General features: G+C 46.1%; 22 protein-coding genes. 13 read left to right on the top strand and 9 right to left on the bottom strand.

From position 1 onward, the window contains the following. Positions 1–19: 19 nt before the first annotated feature. From BMX50_RS17480 to BMX50_RS17435, 9 genes are all read left to right on the top strand, one after another. Positions 20–394, top strand: coding sequence for a hypothetical protein (locus BMX50_RS17480; RefSeq protein WP_091211800.1), 375 nt, complete (start codon positions 20–22; stop codon positions 392–394). Continuing rightward, the gene (locus BMX50_RS17475; RefSeq protein ID WP_091211799.1) at positions 354–962 is read left to right on the top strand and encodes an alpha-ketoglutarate-dependent dioxygenase AlkB family protein; all 609 of its coding nucleotides are present in this window, start codon (positions 354–356) and stop codon (positions 960–962) included. The genes BMX50_RS17480 and BMX50_RS17475 overlap by 41 nt, the downstream gene beginning before the upstream one ends. Positions 963–972: 10 nt before the next feature. Next, positions 973–1,224 (top strand): hypothetical protein, encoded by a 252-nt coding sequence (locus BMX50_RS17470; protein ID WP_091211798.1) that lies wholly within the window; start codon positions 973–975, stop codon positions 1,222–1,224. A gap of 447 nt (positions 1,225–1,671) precedes the next feature. Then, the gene (locus BMX50_RS17460; RefSeq protein WP_091211796.1) at positions 1,672–1,938 is read left to right on the top strand and encodes a hypothetical protein; all 267 of its coding nucleotides are present in this window, start codon (positions 1,672–1,674) and stop codon (positions 1,936–1,938) included. 14 nt (positions 1,939–1,952) lie between these two features. After that, positions 1,953–2,225, top strand: coding sequence for a hypothetical protein (locus BMX50_RS17455; RefSeq protein ID WP_091211795.1), 273 nt, complete (start codon positions 1,953–1,955; stop codon positions 2,223–2,225). Further along, complete coding sequence (gene ku / locus BMX50_RS17450) at positions 2,222–2,992, top strand: non-homologous end joining protein Ku (RefSeq protein ID WP_091211794.1); 771 nt, start codon at positions 2,222–2,224, stop codon at positions 2,990–2,992. The genes BMX50_RS17455 and ku overlap by 4 nt, the downstream gene beginning before the upstream one ends. A 1-nt stretch (position 2,993) precedes the next feature. After that, complete coding sequence (locus BMX50_RS17445) at positions 2,994–3,419, top strand: hypothetical protein (protein WP_091211793.1); 426 nt, start codon at positions 2,994–2,996, stop codon at positions 3,417–3,419. Positions 3,420–3,642: 223 nt separating this feature from the next. Further along, positions 3,643–4,551 carry a MerR family transcriptional regulator gene (locus BMX50_RS17440; RefSeq protein ID WP_091211792.1) on the top strand — a complete coding sequence of 303 codons (909 nt, stop codon included), beginning with the start codon at positions 3,643–3,645 and terminating at the stop codon, positions 4,549–4,551. After that, positions 4,548–5,384, top strand: a complete 837-nt coding sequence (locus tag BMX50_RS17435; RefSeq protein WP_091211791.1) for a phytoene/squalene synthase family protein — start codon at positions 4,548–4,550, stop codon at positions 5,382–5,384. The genes BMX50_RS17440 and BMX50_RS17435 overlap by 4 nt, the downstream gene beginning before the upstream one ends. Here the strand turns inward: BMX50_RS17435 and BMX50_RS17430 are convergent. After that, positions 5,381–6,118: a siderophore-interacting protein gene (locus BMX50_RS17430; protein ID WP_091211790.1), complete on the bottom strand. Its 738-nt coding sequence runs from the start codon at positions 6,116–6,118 to the stop codon at positions 5,381–5,383. The genes BMX50_RS17435 and BMX50_RS17430 overlap by 4 nt on opposite strands. Positions 6,119–6,312: 194 nt before the next feature. Continuing rightward, positions 6,313–6,534 (bottom strand): hypothetical protein, encoded by a 222-nt coding sequence (locus BMX50_RS17425; RefSeq protein ID WP_091211789.1) that lies wholly within the window; start codon positions 6,532–6,534, stop codon positions 6,313–6,315. 115 nt (positions 6,535–6,649) lie between these two features. Between BMX50_RS17425 and BMX50_RS17420 the strand changes: the two genes are divergently transcribed. Together BMX50_RS17420 and BMX50_RS17415 are read left to right on the top strand one after the other, a co-directional pair. Next, positions 6,650–7,051: a DUF5655 domain-containing protein gene (locus BMX50_RS17420; RefSeq protein ID WP_091211788.1), complete on the top strand. Its 402-nt coding sequence runs from the start codon at positions 6,650–6,652 to the stop codon at positions 7,049–7,051. Positions 7,052–7,185: 134 nt separating this feature from the next. Continuing rightward, on the top strand, positions 7,186–7,857 hold the full coding sequence (locus BMX50_RS17415) for a DUF1579 family protein (RefSeq protein WP_091211787.1): 672 nt from the start codon (positions 7,186–7,188) through the stop codon (positions 7,855–7,857). 37 nt (positions 7,858–7,894) lie between these two features. On the opposite strand, the gene BMX50_RS17410 is transcribed toward BMX50_RS17415, so the two are convergent. Continuing rightward, positions 7,895–8,278, bottom strand: coding sequence for a TraR/DksA family transcriptional regulator (locus BMX50_RS17410; protein ID WP_091211786.1), 384 nt, complete (start codon positions 8,276–8,278; stop codon positions 7,895–7,897). Between the two features lie 396 nt (positions 8,279–8,674). Here BMX50_RS17410 and BMX50_RS17405 point away from each other — a divergent pair, with 396 nt between their 5' ends. Then, the gene (locus BMX50_RS17405) at positions 8,675–9,058 is read left to right on the top strand and encodes a response regulator (protein WP_091211785.1); all 384 of its coding nucleotides are present in this window, start codon (positions 8,675–8,677) and stop codon (positions 9,056–9,058) included. Positions 9,059–9,204: 146 nt separating this feature from the next. On the opposite strand, the gene BMX50_RS17400 is transcribed toward BMX50_RS17405, so the two are convergent. The 3 genes from BMX50_RS17400 to BMX50_RS17395 form a co-directional block, all read right to left on the bottom strand. Further along, the gene (locus tag BMX50_RS17400; RefSeq protein WP_143065204.1) at positions 9,205–9,522 is read right to left on the bottom strand and encodes a hypothetical protein; all 318 of its coding nucleotides are present in this window, start codon (positions 9,520–9,522) and stop codon (positions 9,205–9,207) included. Beyond that, positions 9,519–9,656: a hypothetical protein gene (locus BMX50_RS34585; protein WP_167667984.1), complete on the bottom strand. Its 138-nt coding sequence runs from the start codon at positions 9,654–9,656 to the stop codon at positions 9,519–9,521. Before BMX50_RS34585 ends, BMX50_RS17400 begins: the two co-directional genes overlap by 4 nt. Before the next feature lie 136 nt (positions 9,657–9,792). Continuing rightward, positions 9,793–9,987 carry a cold-shock protein gene (locus BMX50_RS17395; protein ID WP_091211783.1) on the bottom strand — a complete coding sequence of 65 codons (195 nt, stop codon included), beginning with the start codon at positions 9,985–9,987 and terminating at the stop codon, positions 9,793–9,795. A gap of 206 nt (positions 9,988–10,193) precedes the next feature. Between BMX50_RS17395 and BMX50_RS17390 the strand changes: the two genes are divergently transcribed. Beyond that, the gene (locus BMX50_RS17390) at positions 10,194–10,571 is read left to right on the top strand and encodes an alpha/beta fold hydrolase (RefSeq protein WP_091211782.1); all 378 of its coding nucleotides are present in this window, start codon (positions 10,194–10,196) and stop codon (positions 10,569–10,571) included. A 327-nt stretch (positions 10,572–10,898) separates the two neighbouring features. Here BMX50_RS17390 and BMX50_RS17380 read toward each other — a convergent pair whose 3' ends face one another. The 3 genes from BMX50_RS17380 to BMX50_RS17370 form a co-directional block, all read right to left on the bottom strand. Then, positions 10,899–12,206, bottom strand: coding sequence for a paraquat-inducible protein A (locus BMX50_RS17380; protein WP_091211780.1), 1,308 nt, complete (start codon positions 12,204–12,206; stop codon positions 10,899–10,901). Continuing rightward, positions 12,193–13,494: a paraquat-inducible protein A gene (locus BMX50_RS17375; protein ID WP_244281021.1), complete on the bottom strand. Its 1,302-nt coding sequence runs from the start codon at positions 13,492–13,494 to the stop codon at positions 12,193–12,195. The genes BMX50_RS17380 and BMX50_RS17375 overlap by 14 nt, the downstream gene beginning before the upstream one ends. A gap of 590 nt (positions 13,495–14,084) precedes the next feature. Next, a complete protein-coding gene (locus tag BMX50_RS17370) occupies positions 14,085–18,146 on the bottom strand; it encodes a chemotaxis protein CheB (protein ID WP_244281019.1) in 4,062 nt (1,353 codons plus the stop codon). Between the last annotated feature and the right edge of the window lie 3 nt (positions 18,147–18,149).

Genomic DNA, 18,149 nt, shown 5'->3' with positions numbered 1-18,149 from the left:
AACGAAAAAAAGGATAGCTATGGGATACGAGGGAATTAACGAGGGAACTGAAAACCTGATTAAGGGAACGGAACTGGTAGTCTGTGTGCATACGGGCCCTGCAAATGATGGCTTAACCTACGGTTTAGGGCATCTTTATACGGTGAAAGGGGGATTCGTCCCGGTCAGGACTTATGTATTCGAGGTGACAGATCTTGCAGACGTTACCGTTGAAGCTGTAAAGAAAATCATGGATTTCTTTTTTTCGGTTTTATTGGATACAGAATGGTATGTAAAAGAAATTCCGCCCGGTTCGCGGCTGTTTCCGCAGGAAGCGAGGCGTTTATACGGTGAGGTGATTATGGAGGAGCAATATGGAGCAATTGACATTATTCGCAGCGGCTGGTCAAAGTAAGGGCCTGCCTACTCATTTGCTGGATTACCGGCCGGGCCTTTTCTGCACAGCGGAAAGCGACGAATATTTAGGAAAATTCATAGCAGAAGCACCGTGGAAACAAACGGCGCTGAAGATAAAAGATAAAGAGATCGCCACACCGCGGCTGACGGCATGGTACGGCGACCTGGGAACTGATTATTCACATCCGGGCAGGATATCTAACCCTGCGCCCTGGACGCCCGAATTGTTAAAGATCAAAGCGATAGTCGAACCTTTGTCCGGTGTAAAGTTCAACAGCGTGCTGCTGAACTATTACCGGGACGGCAATGATTCCGTAGCCTGGCATAGCGATAAGGAAAGTATTTTGGGCAAACATCCCGTTATAGCCTCAGTTAGCTTTGGCGAGGTACGCAGTTTTGATATTCGCAACAAAACGGACCATTGGGAAAAGTATTCCGTCCGCCTGGAACATGGCTCTTTTCTCTTAATGAAATCCGGTTTACAGGAACATTGGGAACACCGGATAGCCAAGTCGGTTCAGCCTATGAAGGCAAGGGTCAACCTGACTTTCCGGGTAGTGATTTGATTTCAACCGGATGAATACAGATTACTTAAACAGGGTTATGCTTTTTTTGAAGCGGGAAATGCCGGATACCGGCGAGCTCATTATATTGAGAGATAATAAAGTGTTTTTCATGGTACCGGAAGGGCAGGTTTTTCAGTCGTTTTACGATGCCGTTTTCAAAAGTGTGACCCAACACACGAAAAAAAGAAAGCGGGAAGCCGATATTAATTTCTGCGTGTGGTCGCCTACGCAGGAAAGGGATTTTATAATCCCTAAGAAATGACAATTTCTTCTATATAGGGAGAAAGCCGCCGGGTCCCGCTGAACGCTTTCATGTGTTCTATGATATCGGTTCCGACCTCGTAAAAAACTTCAACATAGAGATCACGTACATTGTACAGATAGACATAATATTGGCCGGCGTCCCGCTTCGCGAGCCGTGTCCCTTTCAACACCAATTCCATCTGCTGAAAAAAGCACAAATTATTAAACGCTAATGCCTTCATTATCGGTAAGCGACTATTGATCACTGTAATAGCATCATAACAATTGCCGTGCCCGGGCACCAATAGAAGATCTTTAGAAATGGGATTGATCACTCGTGTAGGCAAATGTGGGCGGCCTGACCAATTATCATGTCATTAAATTCCAAATATTAAAGCAGTCCACCCGGCCCGAAAACTATGGCACATTATTGGCATGCTTTTGATTCAAACCAATCATCATCACTATGTTATTACAGGCCACATTCCAGCATCAGAAGCATGAGTTCGAGGTAACCGCGCTTGTCGATCACAATGAGTTATATTTTTTAATCCGGGAAGGCGCTGAAATTATTCTTGCCCGGAGGGAAAACAGCCATACCTGGTCTTACACGGGATCCTCAAATATAACCGACCCTATTGTCCGGACTGTTTTAGAAAAGATCGAACATACCAGCGCCTATATGCTTTTAGACCAGGTAACCGATATTGAACAGCTTAAATCAGCCGCTTAAGAAGATAATTCTTTATGGAAAACTATCAGATCACCGTCCGTAAGAATAAAGAAGTACGGAATTTCGAAGTCGGCGAATACCTGCACCATGACGGGGAGAACTGCAAATTCAAAGTTTTCGAGGACGGCAAATTTGTGGCCAGCTTCGAGCCGGACGAACACCAGTTCCTGCATATCTGCCAGAACCCGAATGGCCTGGACGAAGCGATGCTTCACCTGCTGGCAGACCAGATCGAATCGCACCACCCTTACGGCATTAATGATAACATCAAAAAAATAAAGTCATGAGATCAATCTGGACAGGCTCGATAGGGTTCGGGCTGGTGAGTATTCCCATTAAACTGTTTTCAGCGGTGCAGACTTCCTCGCTCGACCTGGACATGCTGGACAGCCGCGATCATGCCAACATCAAGTTCATGCGGGTAAACGAGCACACGAAAAAAGAAGTACCATACGATAAGATCGTAAAAGGTTATAAATATGACGATGATTACGTGATCGTTGAAGATGCCGACTTCCAGGCGGCGGCGCCTGAAAAAAGCAAGGTGATCGAGATCGAAAGTTTTGTCGATATTGATTCGGTTAACCCGATGTATTACGAATCATCCTATTACACGGAACCTGCTACCAAAAAGAACAAAGCGTATGCACTATTACTGGAGGCACTGAAAAAATCCAAGAAGGCGGGACTGGCCCGTTTTGTACTGCGTAGTACCGAGAGTTTGTGCATCGTGCACCCGGTAGAAAAAGATATCGTCGTAACGCGTATCCGTTTCCAGCAGCAGATCCGAGATCAAAACGAACTAAACCTGGATGATAAGATCGAGGTGACCAAGAAAGAACTGGACATGGGACTAGCGCTGATCAACCAGTATGCCGAAAAGCTCGACCTTTCGAAATATAAAGACGAGTACCATACCGAGTTATTGAAGATCATCGAAGCCAAAGCAAAAGGTAAGCGTCCTACAATTAAGAAACTGAAGCCGAAAGCTTCCAAAAACAACGATCTTTACGAACAACTGATGAACAGTTTGCAAAGTAAAAAACAAGCATAACATGATTAACCCAGTACAAACCCATATTCCCATCGCAGACGGGACTGACCGCTATGTGATCATTGAGCCAGCGCTGCATAAGGATGCCGAGGGAAAGCTCCATCCAACCGGCCTTTTCAAAATTTACAAAGATGCTCTCGGGGACGAAACGCATCTATTCGCTGAGCCTGCGGAAAACCAAGCGCAGTCCGATGACCTTCCGGATGACCGGAACCCGGATTATCTTGGCAAAATAAATCTTTCGGCGACGGAATGGAAGTATGAAGGCAGCCTCCTGTCTTATTACGAACAGGTAGCTTTAGTAGAATTTATTTCGAATTACCGGTCGCCGGAAGAACAACAAAAGCAACAGGCTTTACAGGATGAGTTCCCTGAAAGCGCCAATCCACCGGAAGACCTGCCCTTAAACCCCGGAAGCCTAAGTTAAGCCATTTGAAGATCGCGACGTATAATATCAACGGATGTTTACCGAACCTGCTGCACTGTCTTTCGGAGACGAAGCCCGACGTTGTCTGCCTGCAGGAGTTGAAGGCTCCGAACGACTGCTTCTTCTCAAAGGTGTGCGGATAAAATATATTTTTTTTCGTTAAAACAATTTGGGGATCAATTGATTTATTTGTCTAAATTTATATATAAAATATTTAGACAAAATGAAATATTCGATATCCGATCTGGCACAGCTTTCCGGGATATCCGTTCATAATATCCGGATCTGGGAGCGGCGTTACGGGGCCTTGAAGCCCTCCCGTACGGAAGGCAACACACGGTACTATGATGATGAGCAGCTTAAACGGCTCTTATGTATCGCGGGCCTTTACCATGCCGGGCATAAAATATCGCGGGCCTGCGCGCTGGACAAGGATGATATGTCAGCCCTGTTGTTGGAGCAGATCGGAGGCGCCTTGCTGGAAGAACACCGCTTTGAATATTTCATCCTGCAGATCGTTAACCAAAGCCTGGTTTATAACGAAGCCGGGATCAATGAACTGATCTCCGACTCCTTCCAGGTCAATGGGGTGCAGGGAACCTATAAACACGTGATCTACCCTATCCTGGTGCGCATGGGGCTGATGTGGCTGAACGAATCGCTTTGCCCCTCACAGGAGCATTTCCTGTCAGCGATCATCCGGCAAAAGCTGCTTGCGGCCATAGATAGCTTAAACCCCGTTGTCGGTGAACCCGGCTCAGGATGGTTACTCTTTCTACCCGAGGATGAAGACCATGACATTGGCTTGCTGCTGGCCAGTTATTTGTTACGCGCGGCGGGGCGACCCGTGGTATACCTGGGGCCGAAAGTACCATTGTTCGCCCTGGCGAACACCGCGGATGCTACGAAGCCACAAAACCTGCTTTTTTTCATGACCCGGGCCAGGCCTGTAGCCGACGCCCAGGATTATGTCGATCTGTTATCGGCACAATTCCCGGCCGCCAATATCCTGTTGTCGGGGAATATAAAAGTGTTGGGCAGTTTGGATTATCCTCCGGGCGTTACCTGGCTGCGCAGCCTGGCGGATTTTGAGTCCCTTATTGCCAACCCAACTGAAATGCCGAAACCATGAAGGAGAAATTTGACCAGCTCTCAGCAGCATGCAGTAAGCTGACCACCCGCAGGTACAGTACCAGTTTTGCCCTGGGGATCCGCTTCCTGGACAAGGAACTACATGAGCCGATCTACGCCATTTACGGTTTTGTCCGGCTGGCTGATGAGATCGTGGACAGCTTTCATGATTATAACAAACAACAGTTGCTGGAACAGTTCAGCAAGGACTGTTTTCAGGCGATCAGCGATAAAATAAGCCTGAACCCTATCCTCAATGCCTTTCAGCGGACCGTGGCGAACTACCGGATCGATCACCGGTTGATCCGCCAGTTCCTGGATAGCATGGAAATGGATTTGGAAAAGCAAACCTACGATCAGGGCCAATACGAAACCTATATCCTGGGTTCGGCTGAAGTCGTGGGACTAATGTGTCTGCATGTGTTCACCGGGGGCGACGCTCAGGCTTTTGAGCGGCTGAAGCCCCGCGCGATGAAACTGGGTGCGGCCTTTCAGAAGATCAATTTCCTGCGGGACATCGGAGCGGATTACCGGCAATTGAACAGGTCATACTTCCCGGGCATCGATCTGGACAATTTCACAGAGCAAGACAAGAAAAGGATCGAACAGGATATCGAAGCAGACTTTAAAGAAGCCTTGAAAGGCATCCGCGACCTCCCCGGATCTTCCAGGCGCGGTGTGTTCCTGGCTTACCGGTATTACCTGCAGCTGTTCAGCAAGATCCGTCGGGCCGGTGCCAGGGCTATTTTCTCCAAACGCTTCAGGATTTCCAATGCCCGCAAATTATTGTTGCTTTGCAGCACCATCCTTAAACACCGCCTGAACTGGATCTAAACGGCCTCTTGTCGTTCTTCTCTCCGCTTTGCCGAAGACTGATCTTCAGACTCGCCTCGCTTCCAGTAGGAAACAACGGAAAACGTGTCTGACGCCCAGCCCAGCTCATGTTTAAAATAGGCTTTCAGGTCCTTCGCCGTATCGTATTCAGCTGCTGCGAACACGAACCCTTTATTTTCGGGAAGAGCCGCTTCGCGGGCTATTTCAGCAAGGCCACTGCCTTCTTCCGGCTTTGCGTTGTAGAGCCAGCGGATATCAAGATCAGCCGGGCTGGACAATTTTAGCTCATCATTCTTCCTGAAAACCTCTATGATCACCTGGGCTTTGACACCCGCGGGCAGCTGTTCCAGCATAGCGCCGATCACCGGCAAGGCGGTGCTGTCACCGATGAACAGGAATTCCTCAGCTTCAGGAAAAAGCGGCCTTCGCCCCTCTTTCATCGCGATAGCGAGATGATCGCCCGGGCGCGCGCCATTAGCCCAGGCCGATGCAGGCCCGTTATCACCATGCGCCACAAAATCCACCCACAATTCCTTTTCCACAAAGTCAATGTGCCGGGTAGCATAAGTGCGTCGGGTATCGTCATCGAACAAAAGTTTGTTGTGACCTCCGGCCTGTACATTGCTGAATAATTCCAGCTGCTCATCCGTCATGACAAATTTAACACGGATATAATGCGGCGTCAGGAAAACCTTTTCCCTGACGGTAAAAACAGATTGAACCACTTTTCTCATAAACCCCTCCCTCCTGAAACTTCTATCCGATGGGCGGTGACACACCTGGAGGCCGCTAACGCATTTTTATTTCCTGACATTTTTCCCTATTAATATGATCACAAAAGTCGGAAGCTATTGCCGCTCAAATAATAGCACCAATCCGGTGATCATAGGACAATTCACGGTATTCCCGGCGTTTTTAGGCTCAATACTTAATCTAAAACTATCTGCCACTGCTGATCGTCATTGATCATATAGCCCAGGCCGTCGCTCATTTCGTGTACTTCCTTTTGAAATCTTTCATGAATATGGGTATGCAGCTCGCGTACGGGCCCGCCGTTTTCTCTTTTAAGAAATAACAATAAAGAGGCCATATTAGGTGCGATATCTTTTAACTGTTCAGAATCGCCCTCTTTGACGAATGCGCTGCTCATAAAGAATGTATTTTTGTTGTCTTAAGAAATAACAAATATTACTGCAACAAGTTTTGCGAACCGAAACAGCCGTACTTTACTGCTGTTGCATTGTTATGCTGACTGAACCACAACCATGAGCTGGACCTGCCCGAAATGCGAACGTGAATTACCCTGGAAAGATTATCGGCATTACTGCGCAAGGGTAAACCTGGATAGTCTTTTTGAAGGACGGCCCCCTGAACTACTTTTGGCCTTTGATAAAATACTGGCTGAGGTAGCCGATTGGCCGAAAGTTTTAGTGGGCGTCACGCCCAATTGTATCGTTTTTACACGCCGGGTTGGATTCCTGATCATCCGGCCCATGAAAAAAGAACTTGACCTCAAGTTTTATTCTGCCGTTGCACATCAGGAAAGACCGGTCTTCAAAAGCAAAGCTTCGGGAAAGAAATTCGAGAACCATATCCGCATAACTTCGGTAGCGGATATTCAGCCCGCTTTGTTTGTCTACCTGCGGGAATCTTATAATCTTATATGATACGGGTTAAGCCAGATTTTTGATGTTATGACCGGCTCACGCAACAAATAAGAATGTATTTGCAACGTATGCTAAAGTCAGGTTGGATAAAATAGCCTTTTTTTGACAGGCATTAGGATCATTAAAACATCAGCGTGAAAAAATTTTATCAGCTCAGCTTTATTATTATCGTGTTATTTGCAGCTTTGTCCTTTACTGCTGACCATAATAATCCCCTCGTGGGCAAATGGGGATATTCCAGCACACAGGCCGAAGGCCTGATGGGCCTGAGTGCTCCGTCCATGGCGCAGGCAACTAAGCCTGATACAATGGACAAACTGCTTGATTATTCAAGGCCCGGGCAGGCGCACGAAGTACTGGGAAAGCTCGCGGGTACCTGGTCATTTCAGGATGCCAAACTGACTTTTGTTAAAGGTACTCTGGTACGCAAGGCGATCTATAACGGCCGGTTTTACAGTGTTGAAATGACCGGGGGAAAACTGCCAGTTCCGGTTGCGGACGGAAAAATGAAAGAAGATTTTTACCAGAGCATGCAGATCGAAGGCTTTGACAACCCCAAAATGAAATATATCACTATATCAGTCAATAACCATATCGGCAGTGACATTCAAATGCAAACCGGCACATTCGATCCTGTAAAACAAGCTTTCACCTACGAATGGGACGACGAACTGATCCCGGGGCAGATTAATAAAAATCGCAGGGTTTTGACAATCAACGATGCCACTCATTATGCCGAAGTATTCTATGAACTGAATAATAATGAATGGGTCAAAGTCAGAGAACTAGATTACACACGGAAATGAACGCTCGCAGCTCAGTCGACCGCCCATGTAAACGGGCTCATTGCTGCTTGAGTTTAGCTTCCATGCTTTGGGTAGTATGCGGAACAGCCATTAAACGTTCTTTAGGGATCAGTTTACCAGTAGAACGGCAGATCCCGTAAGTTTTATTCTCGATACGCGTCAGTGCTGCTTCAAGCTGCTCGATAAACTTTTTCTGACGCCCTGCCAGTTGGTTGGTCTGTTCTTTTTCGAAAGTAGCAGATCCGTCTTCCAGCGTTTTCCCGGCGATTGCTGCATCATCGCCATTGGAATTGGAAGAACTGAGCGTTCCAACCAGGTCCTGCAATTCTTCGCGCGCCACATTGATCTTGCCTTTGATCAACATTTTGAATTCATTTAATTCTGTATCGTTGTACTTTGTTTTAATAATTTCTGATTGCATGATTCGCTTAACAATGATTTGAGAAAATGGTTGTGTAAAAGAATATAAATATAGATTTTTCCCAATCAGGTTAAAGGTTTGAGGCTGTTAGCCGGTAACCACGGTTCGGTATCCAAAGTATAAATGCTGAAATCAGAATGATGGGAATGATTGCTGATCGTCAATGGTAGGATTATGCAGGTGCGGTATAACGTTCTCTGATCAGTTGTAGATTTATTTAACCGGGCCAGGCACCTGCCATTGGCCTGAACCGTTTTTAAAAATTACAATGAGGGAGATTTTAATTGAATTTTAATTTATATTTTTTATTATCGAGAAATAATTACTAATTTCATTCCTGTAAGGTGTAACCAATATCTGAATCTAAAATCGCTATAAACATCTTATTCGAGGTAAATGCAAAAGAGAGTAATTGTAGTCGATAACGATGACGATATCCTGCAGATCATCCGCTTTATACTTGAAGAACAAGGCTACCTCGTTGAGGCCGTCAGCGATATATTGTCATTCAATAAATTGGGCGATATTCAACCTGACCTGATCCTGCTCGATGACTGGCTTAGTGATGGCTATGGCCACCTGCTTTGCAGGGCATTGAAGCAGAATAGCCAGACCAAAACAATCCCGGTGTTGCTGATCTCTGCAAAAAATGATATCGAAACGCTCGCTGCAAAAAGCCATGCAGATGATTACATTGCCAAACCCTTCGATCTCGACTTCTTTATGAATAAAGTCCGGTCCTGGCTGTCACCACATAAAAATCCTATGTGGCCGGATTGAGTCCGGCGCGTTACGTAGGCATGAATAAACTATACATCAACCCATGCCTGGCAGTTCCTTCAATGGTTCATCACGCTTCATTGTTTTAAATCAGGTTATGAACGAGGTAGCTTACGCTCTGACAGTGTTTGGGCGTCAACGGCCTCTTAACGCCACTCTTGCAAAGGGTTATAAGCGATCAGATACTGTAACTCATTGACCTGGATAGTTTTCAGACTGATTGGTTCGGTAAGTGGTAACATGAGCCCGGCCTCAACCATATTCAGCATAGACGCAATCTGGTCAGCTGGTGCCTCAACTGATATGCTTGCGCGGTATTGTTTTTCAATCGCAATCTTATCAGCTTTGTTAACTAATTTCAGCTGCCATGGCTTATCAGGTTTAAAACCATTCTCTATCGCTATGTTTCGCAAATCGAACAGATATTCCTTTACCTGAACATTGATCATCCTGTATGTCTTCAATCTTTTTTCTTCTTGTTAATCGCTAAATTTTCGTTTGACGTCGTTTTTTTACCGGCCTGGTAATCTGAAACCGACTTGTTACCGCCAGTGACGGGTGCTTTTTTGACATTTTTAATGCCTTTGTCTTTGCTCATAGGTTTGTTTTTTTATTTTGCAACACCGGGAAAACCCTGACAGGAGCTGTTCTGCACCCACACTATTGTCAGGACTTAACAAAAAAAGCACCCGCTATTATTGACGGATGCTTCTGCGAATTTGATATGGTGATAGTTAGATTACTTTAACATTAATCGCATTAAGGCCTTTACGGCCTTCCTCTACATCGTAAGCGACTTGATCGTTATCACGGATCTCATCGATTAAACCTGTAGCGTGAACGAAAATTTCGTTCCTGTTGTCATTTTGTGAAATAAATCCAAAGCCTTTTGCGGCATTAAAAAATTTCACGGTTCCTTCTTTTTGCATTATATCTTTTTTAATAAGTACGCAATATACAAATTAAATACTGAAATTTATTTTTAATTTAAATTATTTAACAAAAAATTAAATTATCAGATCTTAGTCGCATTTTCCATTATAAACAACGGGCGAAGAGCTTTGTTACCCTATGCTCAACTTGTGAGCGATTCTTGCAGTTTTTTTAACTTTAACAAATTTCGATCTTGAATTTAATGGTGAATGATGTTTTAAATCGCAACAACGTAAATGTAGTTGGTAACGGAGTCCAGGTTATGCTGTTTGCGCATGGTTTTGGCTGCGACCAAAATGCCTGGAAGTTTGTAACTGAAGCCTTCACCGATGTTTATAAAGGGGAACTGTTTGATAATACAGGTTCAGGCAAGTCCGATATCAGCCTGTATAATTCGGATAAATACAGTAAACTCGACGGTTATGCCCAGGATGTCATCGAAAGCTGTCAGGCTTTAAATCTTGATAATGTCGTTTTTGTTGGTCACTCTGTGAGCAGTATGATTGGCTTGCTTGCTGCCTTTGAGAAACCGGAATACTTTTCCAAACTGGTTCTTTTAGTACCTCACCCCGTTATCTGAATGCCGAAAATTACAATGGAGGTTTTGAGCAAAAAGACCTGGAAGGATTGTTCGAATTTATGGAAAACAATTACCTGGGCTGTTCAAGCGCGATGGCGCCGGCTATAATGGGTAACCCTGGGCGACCCGAACTGGGCGAATTTCTGACAGATAGTTTCTGTTCTACCGATCCGAACGCCGCCCGAGATTTTGCGCGCGTAACTTTCTTTTCAGACAACAGCGCCCTTCGGGATCAGCAGAGGTTGCCGTTGATCCAGTTTTCGATGTCGTAACCTTCCGCATAGCCTGCTTACGATCATTGCAAAAGTTGGAATACATATTTATCAATTATAACCTGTCATCTGGCGATACGCGTTTTAAAATATAGGATAGCAGGGCGGCGAAGAGCACATAGCCCGCGAAAATAAAATAGCCCGGCTGCAACGATGTGCCATTCGCCGTGACCACGTTTAAAGATGCGCTGTGGATATTCAAACCGGAAAGCTGGCTTTTCAGGATCCCGTTCAAGCCGATATAGGTCATCAGCATACCGACGATCATCACATCGGACATGTCCCATTTACCCAACTCAAAAGTGAGATATAGTATCATGTTGTTATTACCTGCTTTTTTCGGTCTAAGCACATAGATCCCTTTGGCGATCAGGCGCAATAAGGGCAGGATCAATATGAACAGTAAAATAAGCGAGCCAACAAGGATGGCATCAGGTTTGGATTGCGCGATTAGTGTTTCAACGATACCTAAAATACTTTTACTCTGGTAGAAAAGCACCTGGTTTTTAAACTCCACTTTTCCGTTCAGCAATTCCAGGTCGAGCGACTGGATACGCGCATCCACCTCGATGACCGGTAACAGGCTGCCGGTAATGAGCATCACGAAGGCGAATAACAATGCGAACATGAATAAGGGTGTTTGCAGGTGCACCTGTTTGCGCAGGATAAACCACAATACCAGGGCGGCCAGTACACAGCCCAGCATCATACAGACATACCGCACGAGTTGTATTTTCAAGACAGCGAGCCTTTGATCAATACGCTGGTTAAAGGTAGCCGGATCAGACACTTTGTATTTTTTATAGACATATTTGGTGACCGTGTAATTGGCCACACTCACGCTGTCATAGATCTGGCTCGTCAACTGGTCGACCTTGCTCCCGGCGATGTTTTTCAGGCGTTTTTCGCTCTCCGGGCTGCTGATTTTGGCCACAATGGTTTTGGCAAAAGGCCTGACCTGTGCCTGCAGTTCGGCAGAGTCCACCAGCGTATTAAAAGCGAGTTTTTTCAACTTGCCGCCCAGTCCTTTCTGCGGCTGGTTGATCTCGGCTACGGTTTTACTGACCAACCCGTGCATCTCCTTTTCCACCATGACCAGGAGGTCTTTTTGCTGGGTTTTCGTGATATGATAATCCTGGATCTGGTTGCTTAGCACATCGGTGATCCGGTCCCGCCACTGGTCGATCGAGAATAAACCGAATGTGACGCTGTTGGACAAGGCATAATCTTCCTTAACCTGCTTACGTTCGGTGGAAATACCGGCCAGCCGGTACCCTGAATAAGCAGCGCCGGCCAGCAATATACCGAGCCCGGCAAGCAGGATGACGTTTAAAATGGTATATTTCCTTTTAATGGCTGTCATGCGGAGTAATGTATTTCAGGATAGTAGATAGTATCAGCCCGTACAATACAAAACTGATAAAGATAATATAGCCGGGCTGCAAAGCCGTGTTATTGGTAGTGATCAGCGTCAGGTTCTGACCGCGGATATTCAGCATGGCGAGCTGTTTATCCAAAAGGCCGTTCAGTCCGATATAGGTCATCAGTATGGCGATCACGATAACGTCGGCCATACTCCATTTCCCCGACTGGAAAGCGAAGTACTTGATCACCTTATTTTCCGCTATTTTCCGATTGCTCAATAAATGAATACCTGTAGATGTAAGCTTCATAACCGGGAAAAGGATACTGAAGCAAAGTATCAGCACACCGACCGCGATAGATTCGGCAGCGGGTTGTTTCATTAAGACCTCCACAACGCCCAGGATGCTTTTACTCTCATAAAAAAGCACCTGGTCTTTAAAGGAAACGTGCTCACCCAGCAACATAAAATCCAGCGTTTTGATCCGGCAGTCCACCTCGATCATCGAAGCGCTCAATCCCACCGCCAGTAATACAAAAGCGAATAACAACGACAGGATGAACAGCGTGCCATGCAATTCGGTTCGCTTGCGCAAAACCCACCATAAAGCCAAAACAGCGAGGATACAGCCCAGCATCAGGAAACAGTAATGATACATAGCCACACGGATCTCTTCCAGCATCCGGTCCAGTTTTTCATTTAATTGTTCTTTGGAATGAACCTGGTATTTGCGGTACATCCGGTCAAAGAGGGCGTGATTAACCCGCAAAGTACTGTCTATGCTTTCAGTGTGCTGCAGCTGGGTAAATTTACCCATCGCCAGGTTGCTCAGCTTATTCTTTTGATTCGGGTTGTCAGCCTTGGCGATGATCTTCCTGGCGAAATCCGGAACCTGCGCCTTGATCTTATCGGTTTTGACAAAAGTCTTAATGGCCAGTTTGCGGATCTTTCCGGCCAGGCTTTGCGGCTTCTTTTCCACCATGACTTCGGCTTTGTTGATCAGCGCATAAAGTACCGACTCCACTTCTGCTTGTAGTTCCTTTTTTTGTTTGGGCGTCAGTTTGAAATGTTTCACCTGCCTGTTCACGATCCCCGCGACCTCGTCCCGCCATTGATCCACCGACAATAATCCGTAGGATATATTATTGACCGTGGAATGATCCAGCTTGATCATTTCCTGCCTGGCCGATAGGTCGTGTAACCGGTAACTGAAAAACCCCTCAAAGCCGAGCAGAATGGAGAGGCCGAGGATCAGTAGTAACTGGGGTAAGTATTTTCGAATAGCCAAAATAAATTGTAAAAAATTCGCGTGATCATTGGATCGCTATTCATACATATAATATCATGCCATATCTTTATACAGGATAGAGGCGGAAGGTTTCCCTTGTTTCTGTACTTTTTTCCGAACAAACTTTCAGGTCAACCGGTTCTCCAAAATCTCCGCCCGCTCTCTGGTTTATCATTATTGATCAGTCAGTGACACTGCTGTTAAATCCAGCCACAAATTGCTCATGCCCAACTTGCTGATCAGCCACTCCTGTCCCGGCGACTAAGAATTAGCTATAATAACACAGGTTCGTATAGACCGTCATGAGACCTGTTTATCCTGCGGCAGGCAAACCGACAGCATGTTTTGTCTGTATAGTTCATGCAAAACACTTGTTCATCCAAATTTAGGCCATTCGAAGTCAGAGCGAAAATGCCATGGCGTCTTTTTCTGCCCGGGAAGTCTCAAACGATAGCGTTTACATCGAAGTCATGTTATTATTCCTGAACAGGCGCCTGCTTTTGATCAGCGAGCCGAGCCCTATCTTAAGACATAATATTCCGGGATGCAAACCGGTAATATCAACGCCTGTTTTATAAACAGCTGAACTATTAAATTTGAACGGGTACACTAAACCAGAACGTTGAGCCTTTCCCCTCCTGACTTTCGACTCCTATCTTACCGTGATGCCGCTTGACGATTTCTGAACAAATGTACAATCCGAGTCCTAAACCCGCAAAGTGCGTGGATGATTCCTGAACACGATAAAAGCGGTCAAACAGAAATTCACGTTTATTCTCAGGTATACCTATTCCGAAATCTTTGACCTTTACGCAGAATTGCCCACCGGCTATTCCGCATTGAATTTCAACCCGATCATTATTGGGCGAATATTTGATGGCATTGGTCAGAAAATTATTGATCACCTGTTCCAGGCGGGCCCGGTCGGCAGTAATCTCGGCCCCCTCCGCGTATTCAAAGACCAAGTTATGGGCACCACCCTGTACCCGAACCTCCTCAATACTCTCGCGCACCATAGCTATTGCATCAAATCGCTCGCAGTTCAATTGCAGCTTGCCTTCCTGAATCTTGGTTACGTCCAGCAGATCATTCAGCAATACAGTAAGTTTACCGGTTTGTTTTTCAGCTTTGTCGATGAAAGATACCATTGGATCTTTCCTATTCATCCCGGCAGCCATGCGCTGTAGAATTTGCAACGAACCTTTTAGACTGGTAACCGGAGTTTTCAATTCGTGGCTCGCAACGCTCATAAACTCATCCTTTTTACGCATTAGTTCCTCAGTCGCTGCCTGGGCACTGATGAGGTTATTTTCGGTTTCCTTTTGTTTGGTGATATCAATGATTGATCCCACCAGGCGATAAGGTGTACGAAATTCATCTTCGAGTATACTCCCCCGGTCAAGGATATAAGCATACGTATCATCAGCTTTCAGGAAACGATATTCCGCTGACCAGTTTTTTTCATGGTGATTAATGGCCTTATAAACTCCATCCTGCACCCGCTGCCGGTCATCGGGATGAATCTTATCGAACCAGAAACCGATACGGTTAGTGTCGTCGTTGCGCTCATAGCCAAACATGAGCGTGAAGTTTTCACTGCGCCACATGGTATTATTGATGAGGTTCCAGTCCCAGATCGTGTCATTGGTGGCCTTAGCAACCAGGTTGAAACGTTCTTCGCTTTCTGTGAGTTTGCGTGTACGCTCAAAAACCCGGTCCTCCAACTGATTGTTTAAGGTTTTCAGGCCCTCTCGGGCTGTAATCAGTTCGTGATAATTCTTGCGTAGTTTTTGTTCCGCATTGCGCCTGTCGCTTATGTCCGTCAGACTAATCACGAAGCCATCGTCCATTTTAGCTGTAACGACCTGATACCACTGATTGTTAACAGTCTGAAGCTCGGTTTGCAATGGCTTTCCGCCCTCCGCCACCTTGGCAAACTGTTCAAAAGTAATGGTTTGATACAGATCAGCGAAAGCCTTGACAGAAGGTTGTTCATCCATCTGCTCCGCCTGCTTTTCCGACAAAGCTAATGCAGCGCTGTTATAAGCGATACATTTGAAATCAGTGATCTTGCCGGTGTGGTTGCGTTCTCCCTTGAAAGCGAGGATTGCAGCCGAGCTGGCATTGAATACGCCGGAAATTATATTATTCAGTTCCGTTACCACCGAAATATCAATAAAGGTGATCACCACCCCGTCCCGCTGTTTATCTTTCCGGATGTAAGGCATAATGCGCATCAGGTAGTTCTTACCATCTTTTACCCTGACCTCTTTTTCTACTACCCGTTCATTTGACAATACCGTATGGATATCATTCACCAGCTGGTCGTATTGAATGTTACTGGAAATATGGCTGATCGGTCGCCCTACGTCCGCCTCGATCAGGTTAACGATCTTCACAGCCGCCGGATTGAATTTACGGATTCGCATGCCGGCGTCGATAAAGATCTGGCCGATGTCAGTGCTCTTAAAATAGTTGTCCAGGTCATCGTTCAGTTCAACCAATTCGCGAATCTTGACTTGATGTTCGGTGTTCAGTGTATGTAGTTCCTCGTTCAGGCTTTGCGGCTCTTCATTACCTGATTGCAGCTCTTCATTTGCCGACAGCAATTCTTCATTGCTGGATTGCAACTCCTCGTTGGTGGTTTCCATCTCCTCCATCGCCATTTGCAGATTGGCGCGGGTTTCGTTCAGTTCGGCTTCCACTTCGAGGATATGCTCTTGCTGTTGCGCTGTCCCCATGACCGGCAGAGCAATGCCTTCTTTTGTTCCGGGCTCCGCCTGCGTTTCCGTGAACATCAATAAGGTGCGAGCGTCGGAGCCATTGTCCACGGGAGGTTTTACAGTGATCTGCAGGAACATTTCCTCTGATTCCCTTTTAACACGGATTTTATTTAAATAGGTCTTTTTATTCTCTTTCCATGCCCGGCGGATGGCGGTATTCAATAACAGCGCCACATCCCGGCCTACCAGGTTGAGGATATTCAGGTCCAGCTTTTTCTCAGGTAAATTCAGGTACCTGCGGTAACTACCTATAGTATCCCTGACCGTGAAGCTTTTGTCAATAAAAATAGCAACGGCATCAAATTCTTCGGTGACCAGCTCCAGGAAATCGTGTTCTATGGTTTTTACTTGCGAAACAAGTTTGGCCACTTTTTTCTCCGGTACTTTCAACGATGGCGTAGCTGCCGTGTAGGTATGATGCAGGCCGTAACTGATCGTCCCCGATTTCTGATAGACCTTCCATTTGCTGCTGATCTCGGTTATTCCTTCCTTTATACTGGCTGCATTCTCGCTGGAGCCCAGGAACAAAAAACCACCATTATTAAGTGCATAATGAAACGTAGCCACTACTTTTTGTTGCAGGAGGCTATTCATATAGATCAACATATTGCGGCAGGTCACCAGGTCGTTTTTAATGAAGGGCGGCGATTTAATCACATTGTGCCGCGCGAACACGATCTGTTTACGGATAGAGGGAATAACAGAATAGCCTTTGCGGTCTTTTACAAAATATTTTTTGAGTAAGGCGGGAGGTATTTCTTTAGCCACTGCCAGCGGATAAATATTCCTCCCCGCGATCTCGATGCTTTTCTCATCTACGTCGGTCGCAAAAACCTTTACCTCCAGGCTCTTACCGGCCTGCATTAAACAATCGTTGATCAACACCGCGACAGAGTAAGCCTCCTCCCCGGTGCTGCAGGCACAAACCCAGACTTTAAGCAGGTCACCTTCCTGCTTCTGACGGATCAGTTCCGGGATAATGTCTTTGGCCAATACTTCGAATGCCGCCTTATCACGAAAAAATTTGGTGACCCCAATCAGGAAATCTTTGGCAAGTAAGGTTACTTCCCCGGCGTCCTGGTGAAGAAGCGCCACATAGTCCCTGATATTTGTGACTTCTACCGCAGCCATACGCCGGGCGATTCGGCGGAGGATGGTCGGCGTTTTATATAAGTTAAAATCCTGGTCGCTGTTCTGGCTAACTAACTGAAACAATTCGTTCATCAGGTTGTCGTCCAACTGATCAGGTGCCAGTTCGGGCGCAAATTTTTGCTGGACGAAGTGGTGCAGTTCCAGATGCATTTTAGCGGGCGGCAAAATAAAATCGGCGTTGCCGGAAGTGATAGCGCTGTTGGGCATGCCGTCAAATTTCGCGGATGCAGGTTCCTGTACCATGACCATGCCTCCTGCTTCTTTAACTGCTTCTATACCTTTGGTCCCATCGGTGCCCGTGCCCGAAAGAATGATTGCAACCGCTTTGTCGCGCTTTTCTTTGGCCAGGCTGAAAAAGAAGGTATCTATCGCGGTGTTGGGTGTCTTATCTTTTACTTTATCCACTAGTTTCAACTGATTTCCTTTAATGGTCATCAGTTTTTTTGTCGGCATAATGTAAACACAGTTCCGCTGCAGCTTCTCGTCATTAGCCGCTTCCACAACCTTCATGCGCGTATGCTTGGCCACCAATTCAGCGAGCAGGCTTTTGTAATCCGGGGACAAATGCTGAATAACTACAAAAGTGAACCCAGAATTCTCAGGCATGTGGTCAAAAAATTCGTGAATCGCTTCAAGGCCGCCTGCTGATGCCCCAATGGCCACGATATATCGGTCGTTTGCTCTTCCTTCAGAAAATGTTAAGGTCTGCCTGGCCACGCG

Source organism: Mucilaginibacter gossypiicola (assembly GCF_900110105.1).
Lineage (GTDB): Bacteria > Bacteroidota > Bacteroidia > Sphingobacteriales > Sphingobacteriaceae > Mucilaginibacter > Mucilaginibacter gossypiicola.
The sequence above is the reverse complement of the archived record's forward strand: the minus strand, read 5'-3'. Positions and strand labels throughout refer to the sequence as shown.

What these genes read in the sequence shown, in the direction of transcription:
- BMX50_RS17425 (WP_091211789.1), bottom strand. Translation starts at nt 6,534, where the DNA reads ATGAGCAGCGCATTCGTCAAAGAGGGCGATTCTGAACAGTTAAAAGAT.
- BMX50_RS17475 (WP_091211799.1), top strand. Translation starts at nt 354, where the DNA reads ATGGAGCAATTGACATTATTCGCAGCGGCTGGTCAAAGTAAGGGCCTG.
- BMX50_RS17410 (WP_091211786.1), bottom strand. Translation starts at nt 8,278, where the DNA reads ATGCAATCAGAAATTATTAAAACAAAGTACAACGATACAGAATTAAAT.
- BMX50_RS17430 (WP_091211790.1), bottom strand. Translation starts at nt 6,118, where the DNA reads ATGAGAAAAGTGGTTCAATCTGTTTTTACCGTCAGGGAAAAGGTTTTC.
- BMX50_RS17470 (WP_091211798.1), top strand. Translation starts at nt 973, where the DNA reads ATGAATACAGATTACTTAAACAGGGTTATGCTTTTTTTGAAGCGGGAA.
- BMX50_RS17380 (WP_091211780.1), bottom strand. Translation starts at nt 12,206, where the DNA reads ATGACAGCCATTAAAAGGAAATATACCATTTTAAACGTCATCCTGCTT.
- BMX50_RS34585 (WP_167667984.1), bottom strand. Translation starts at nt 9,656, where the DNA reads ATGAGCAAAGACAAAGGCATTAAAAATGTCAAAAAAGCACCCGTCACT.
- BMX50_RS17390 (WP_091211782.1), top strand. Translation starts at nt 10,194, where the DNA reads ATGGTGAATGATGTTTTAAATCGCAACAACGTAAATGTAGTTGGTAAC.
- BMX50_RS17440 (WP_091211792.1), top strand. Translation starts at nt 3,643, where the DNA reads ATGAAATATTCGATATCCGATCTGGCACAGCTTTCCGGGATATCCGTT.
- BMX50_RS17420 (WP_091211788.1), top strand. Translation starts at nt 6,650, where the DNA reads ATGAGCTGGACCTGCCCGAAATGCGAACGTGAATTACCCTGGAAAGAT.
- BMX50_RS17395 (WP_091211783.1), bottom strand. Translation starts at nt 9,987, where the DNA reads ATGCAAAAAGAAGGAACCGTGAAATTTTTTAATGCCGCAAAAGGCTTT.
- BMX50_RS17435 (WP_091211791.1), top strand. Translation starts at nt 4,548, where the DNA reads ATGAAGGAGAAATTTGACCAGCTCTCAGCAGCATGCAGTAAGCTGACC.
- BMX50_RS17455 (WP_091211795.1), top strand. Translation starts at nt 1,953, where the DNA reads ATGGAAAACTATCAGATCACCGTCCGTAAGAATAAAGAAGTACGGAAT.
- ku (WP_091211794.1), top strand. Translation starts at nt 2,222, where the DNA reads ATGAGATCAATCTGGACAGGCTCGATAGGGTTCGGGCTGGTGAGTATT.
- BMX50_RS17460 (WP_091211796.1), top strand. Translation starts at nt 1,672, where the DNA reads ATGTTATTACAGGCCACATTCCAGCATCAGAAGCATGAGTTCGAGGTA.
- BMX50_RS17405 (WP_091211785.1), top strand. Translation starts at nt 8,675, where the DNA reads ATGCAAAAGAGAGTAATTGTAGTCGATAACGATGACGATATCCTGCAG.
- BMX50_RS17480 (WP_091211800.1), top strand. Translation starts at nt 20, where the DNA reads ATGGGATACGAGGGAATTAACGAGGGAACTGAAAACCTGATTAAGGGA.
- BMX50_RS17445 (WP_091211793.1), top strand. Translation starts at nt 2,994, where the DNA reads ATGATTAACCCAGTACAAACCCATATTCCCATCGCAGACGGGACTGAC.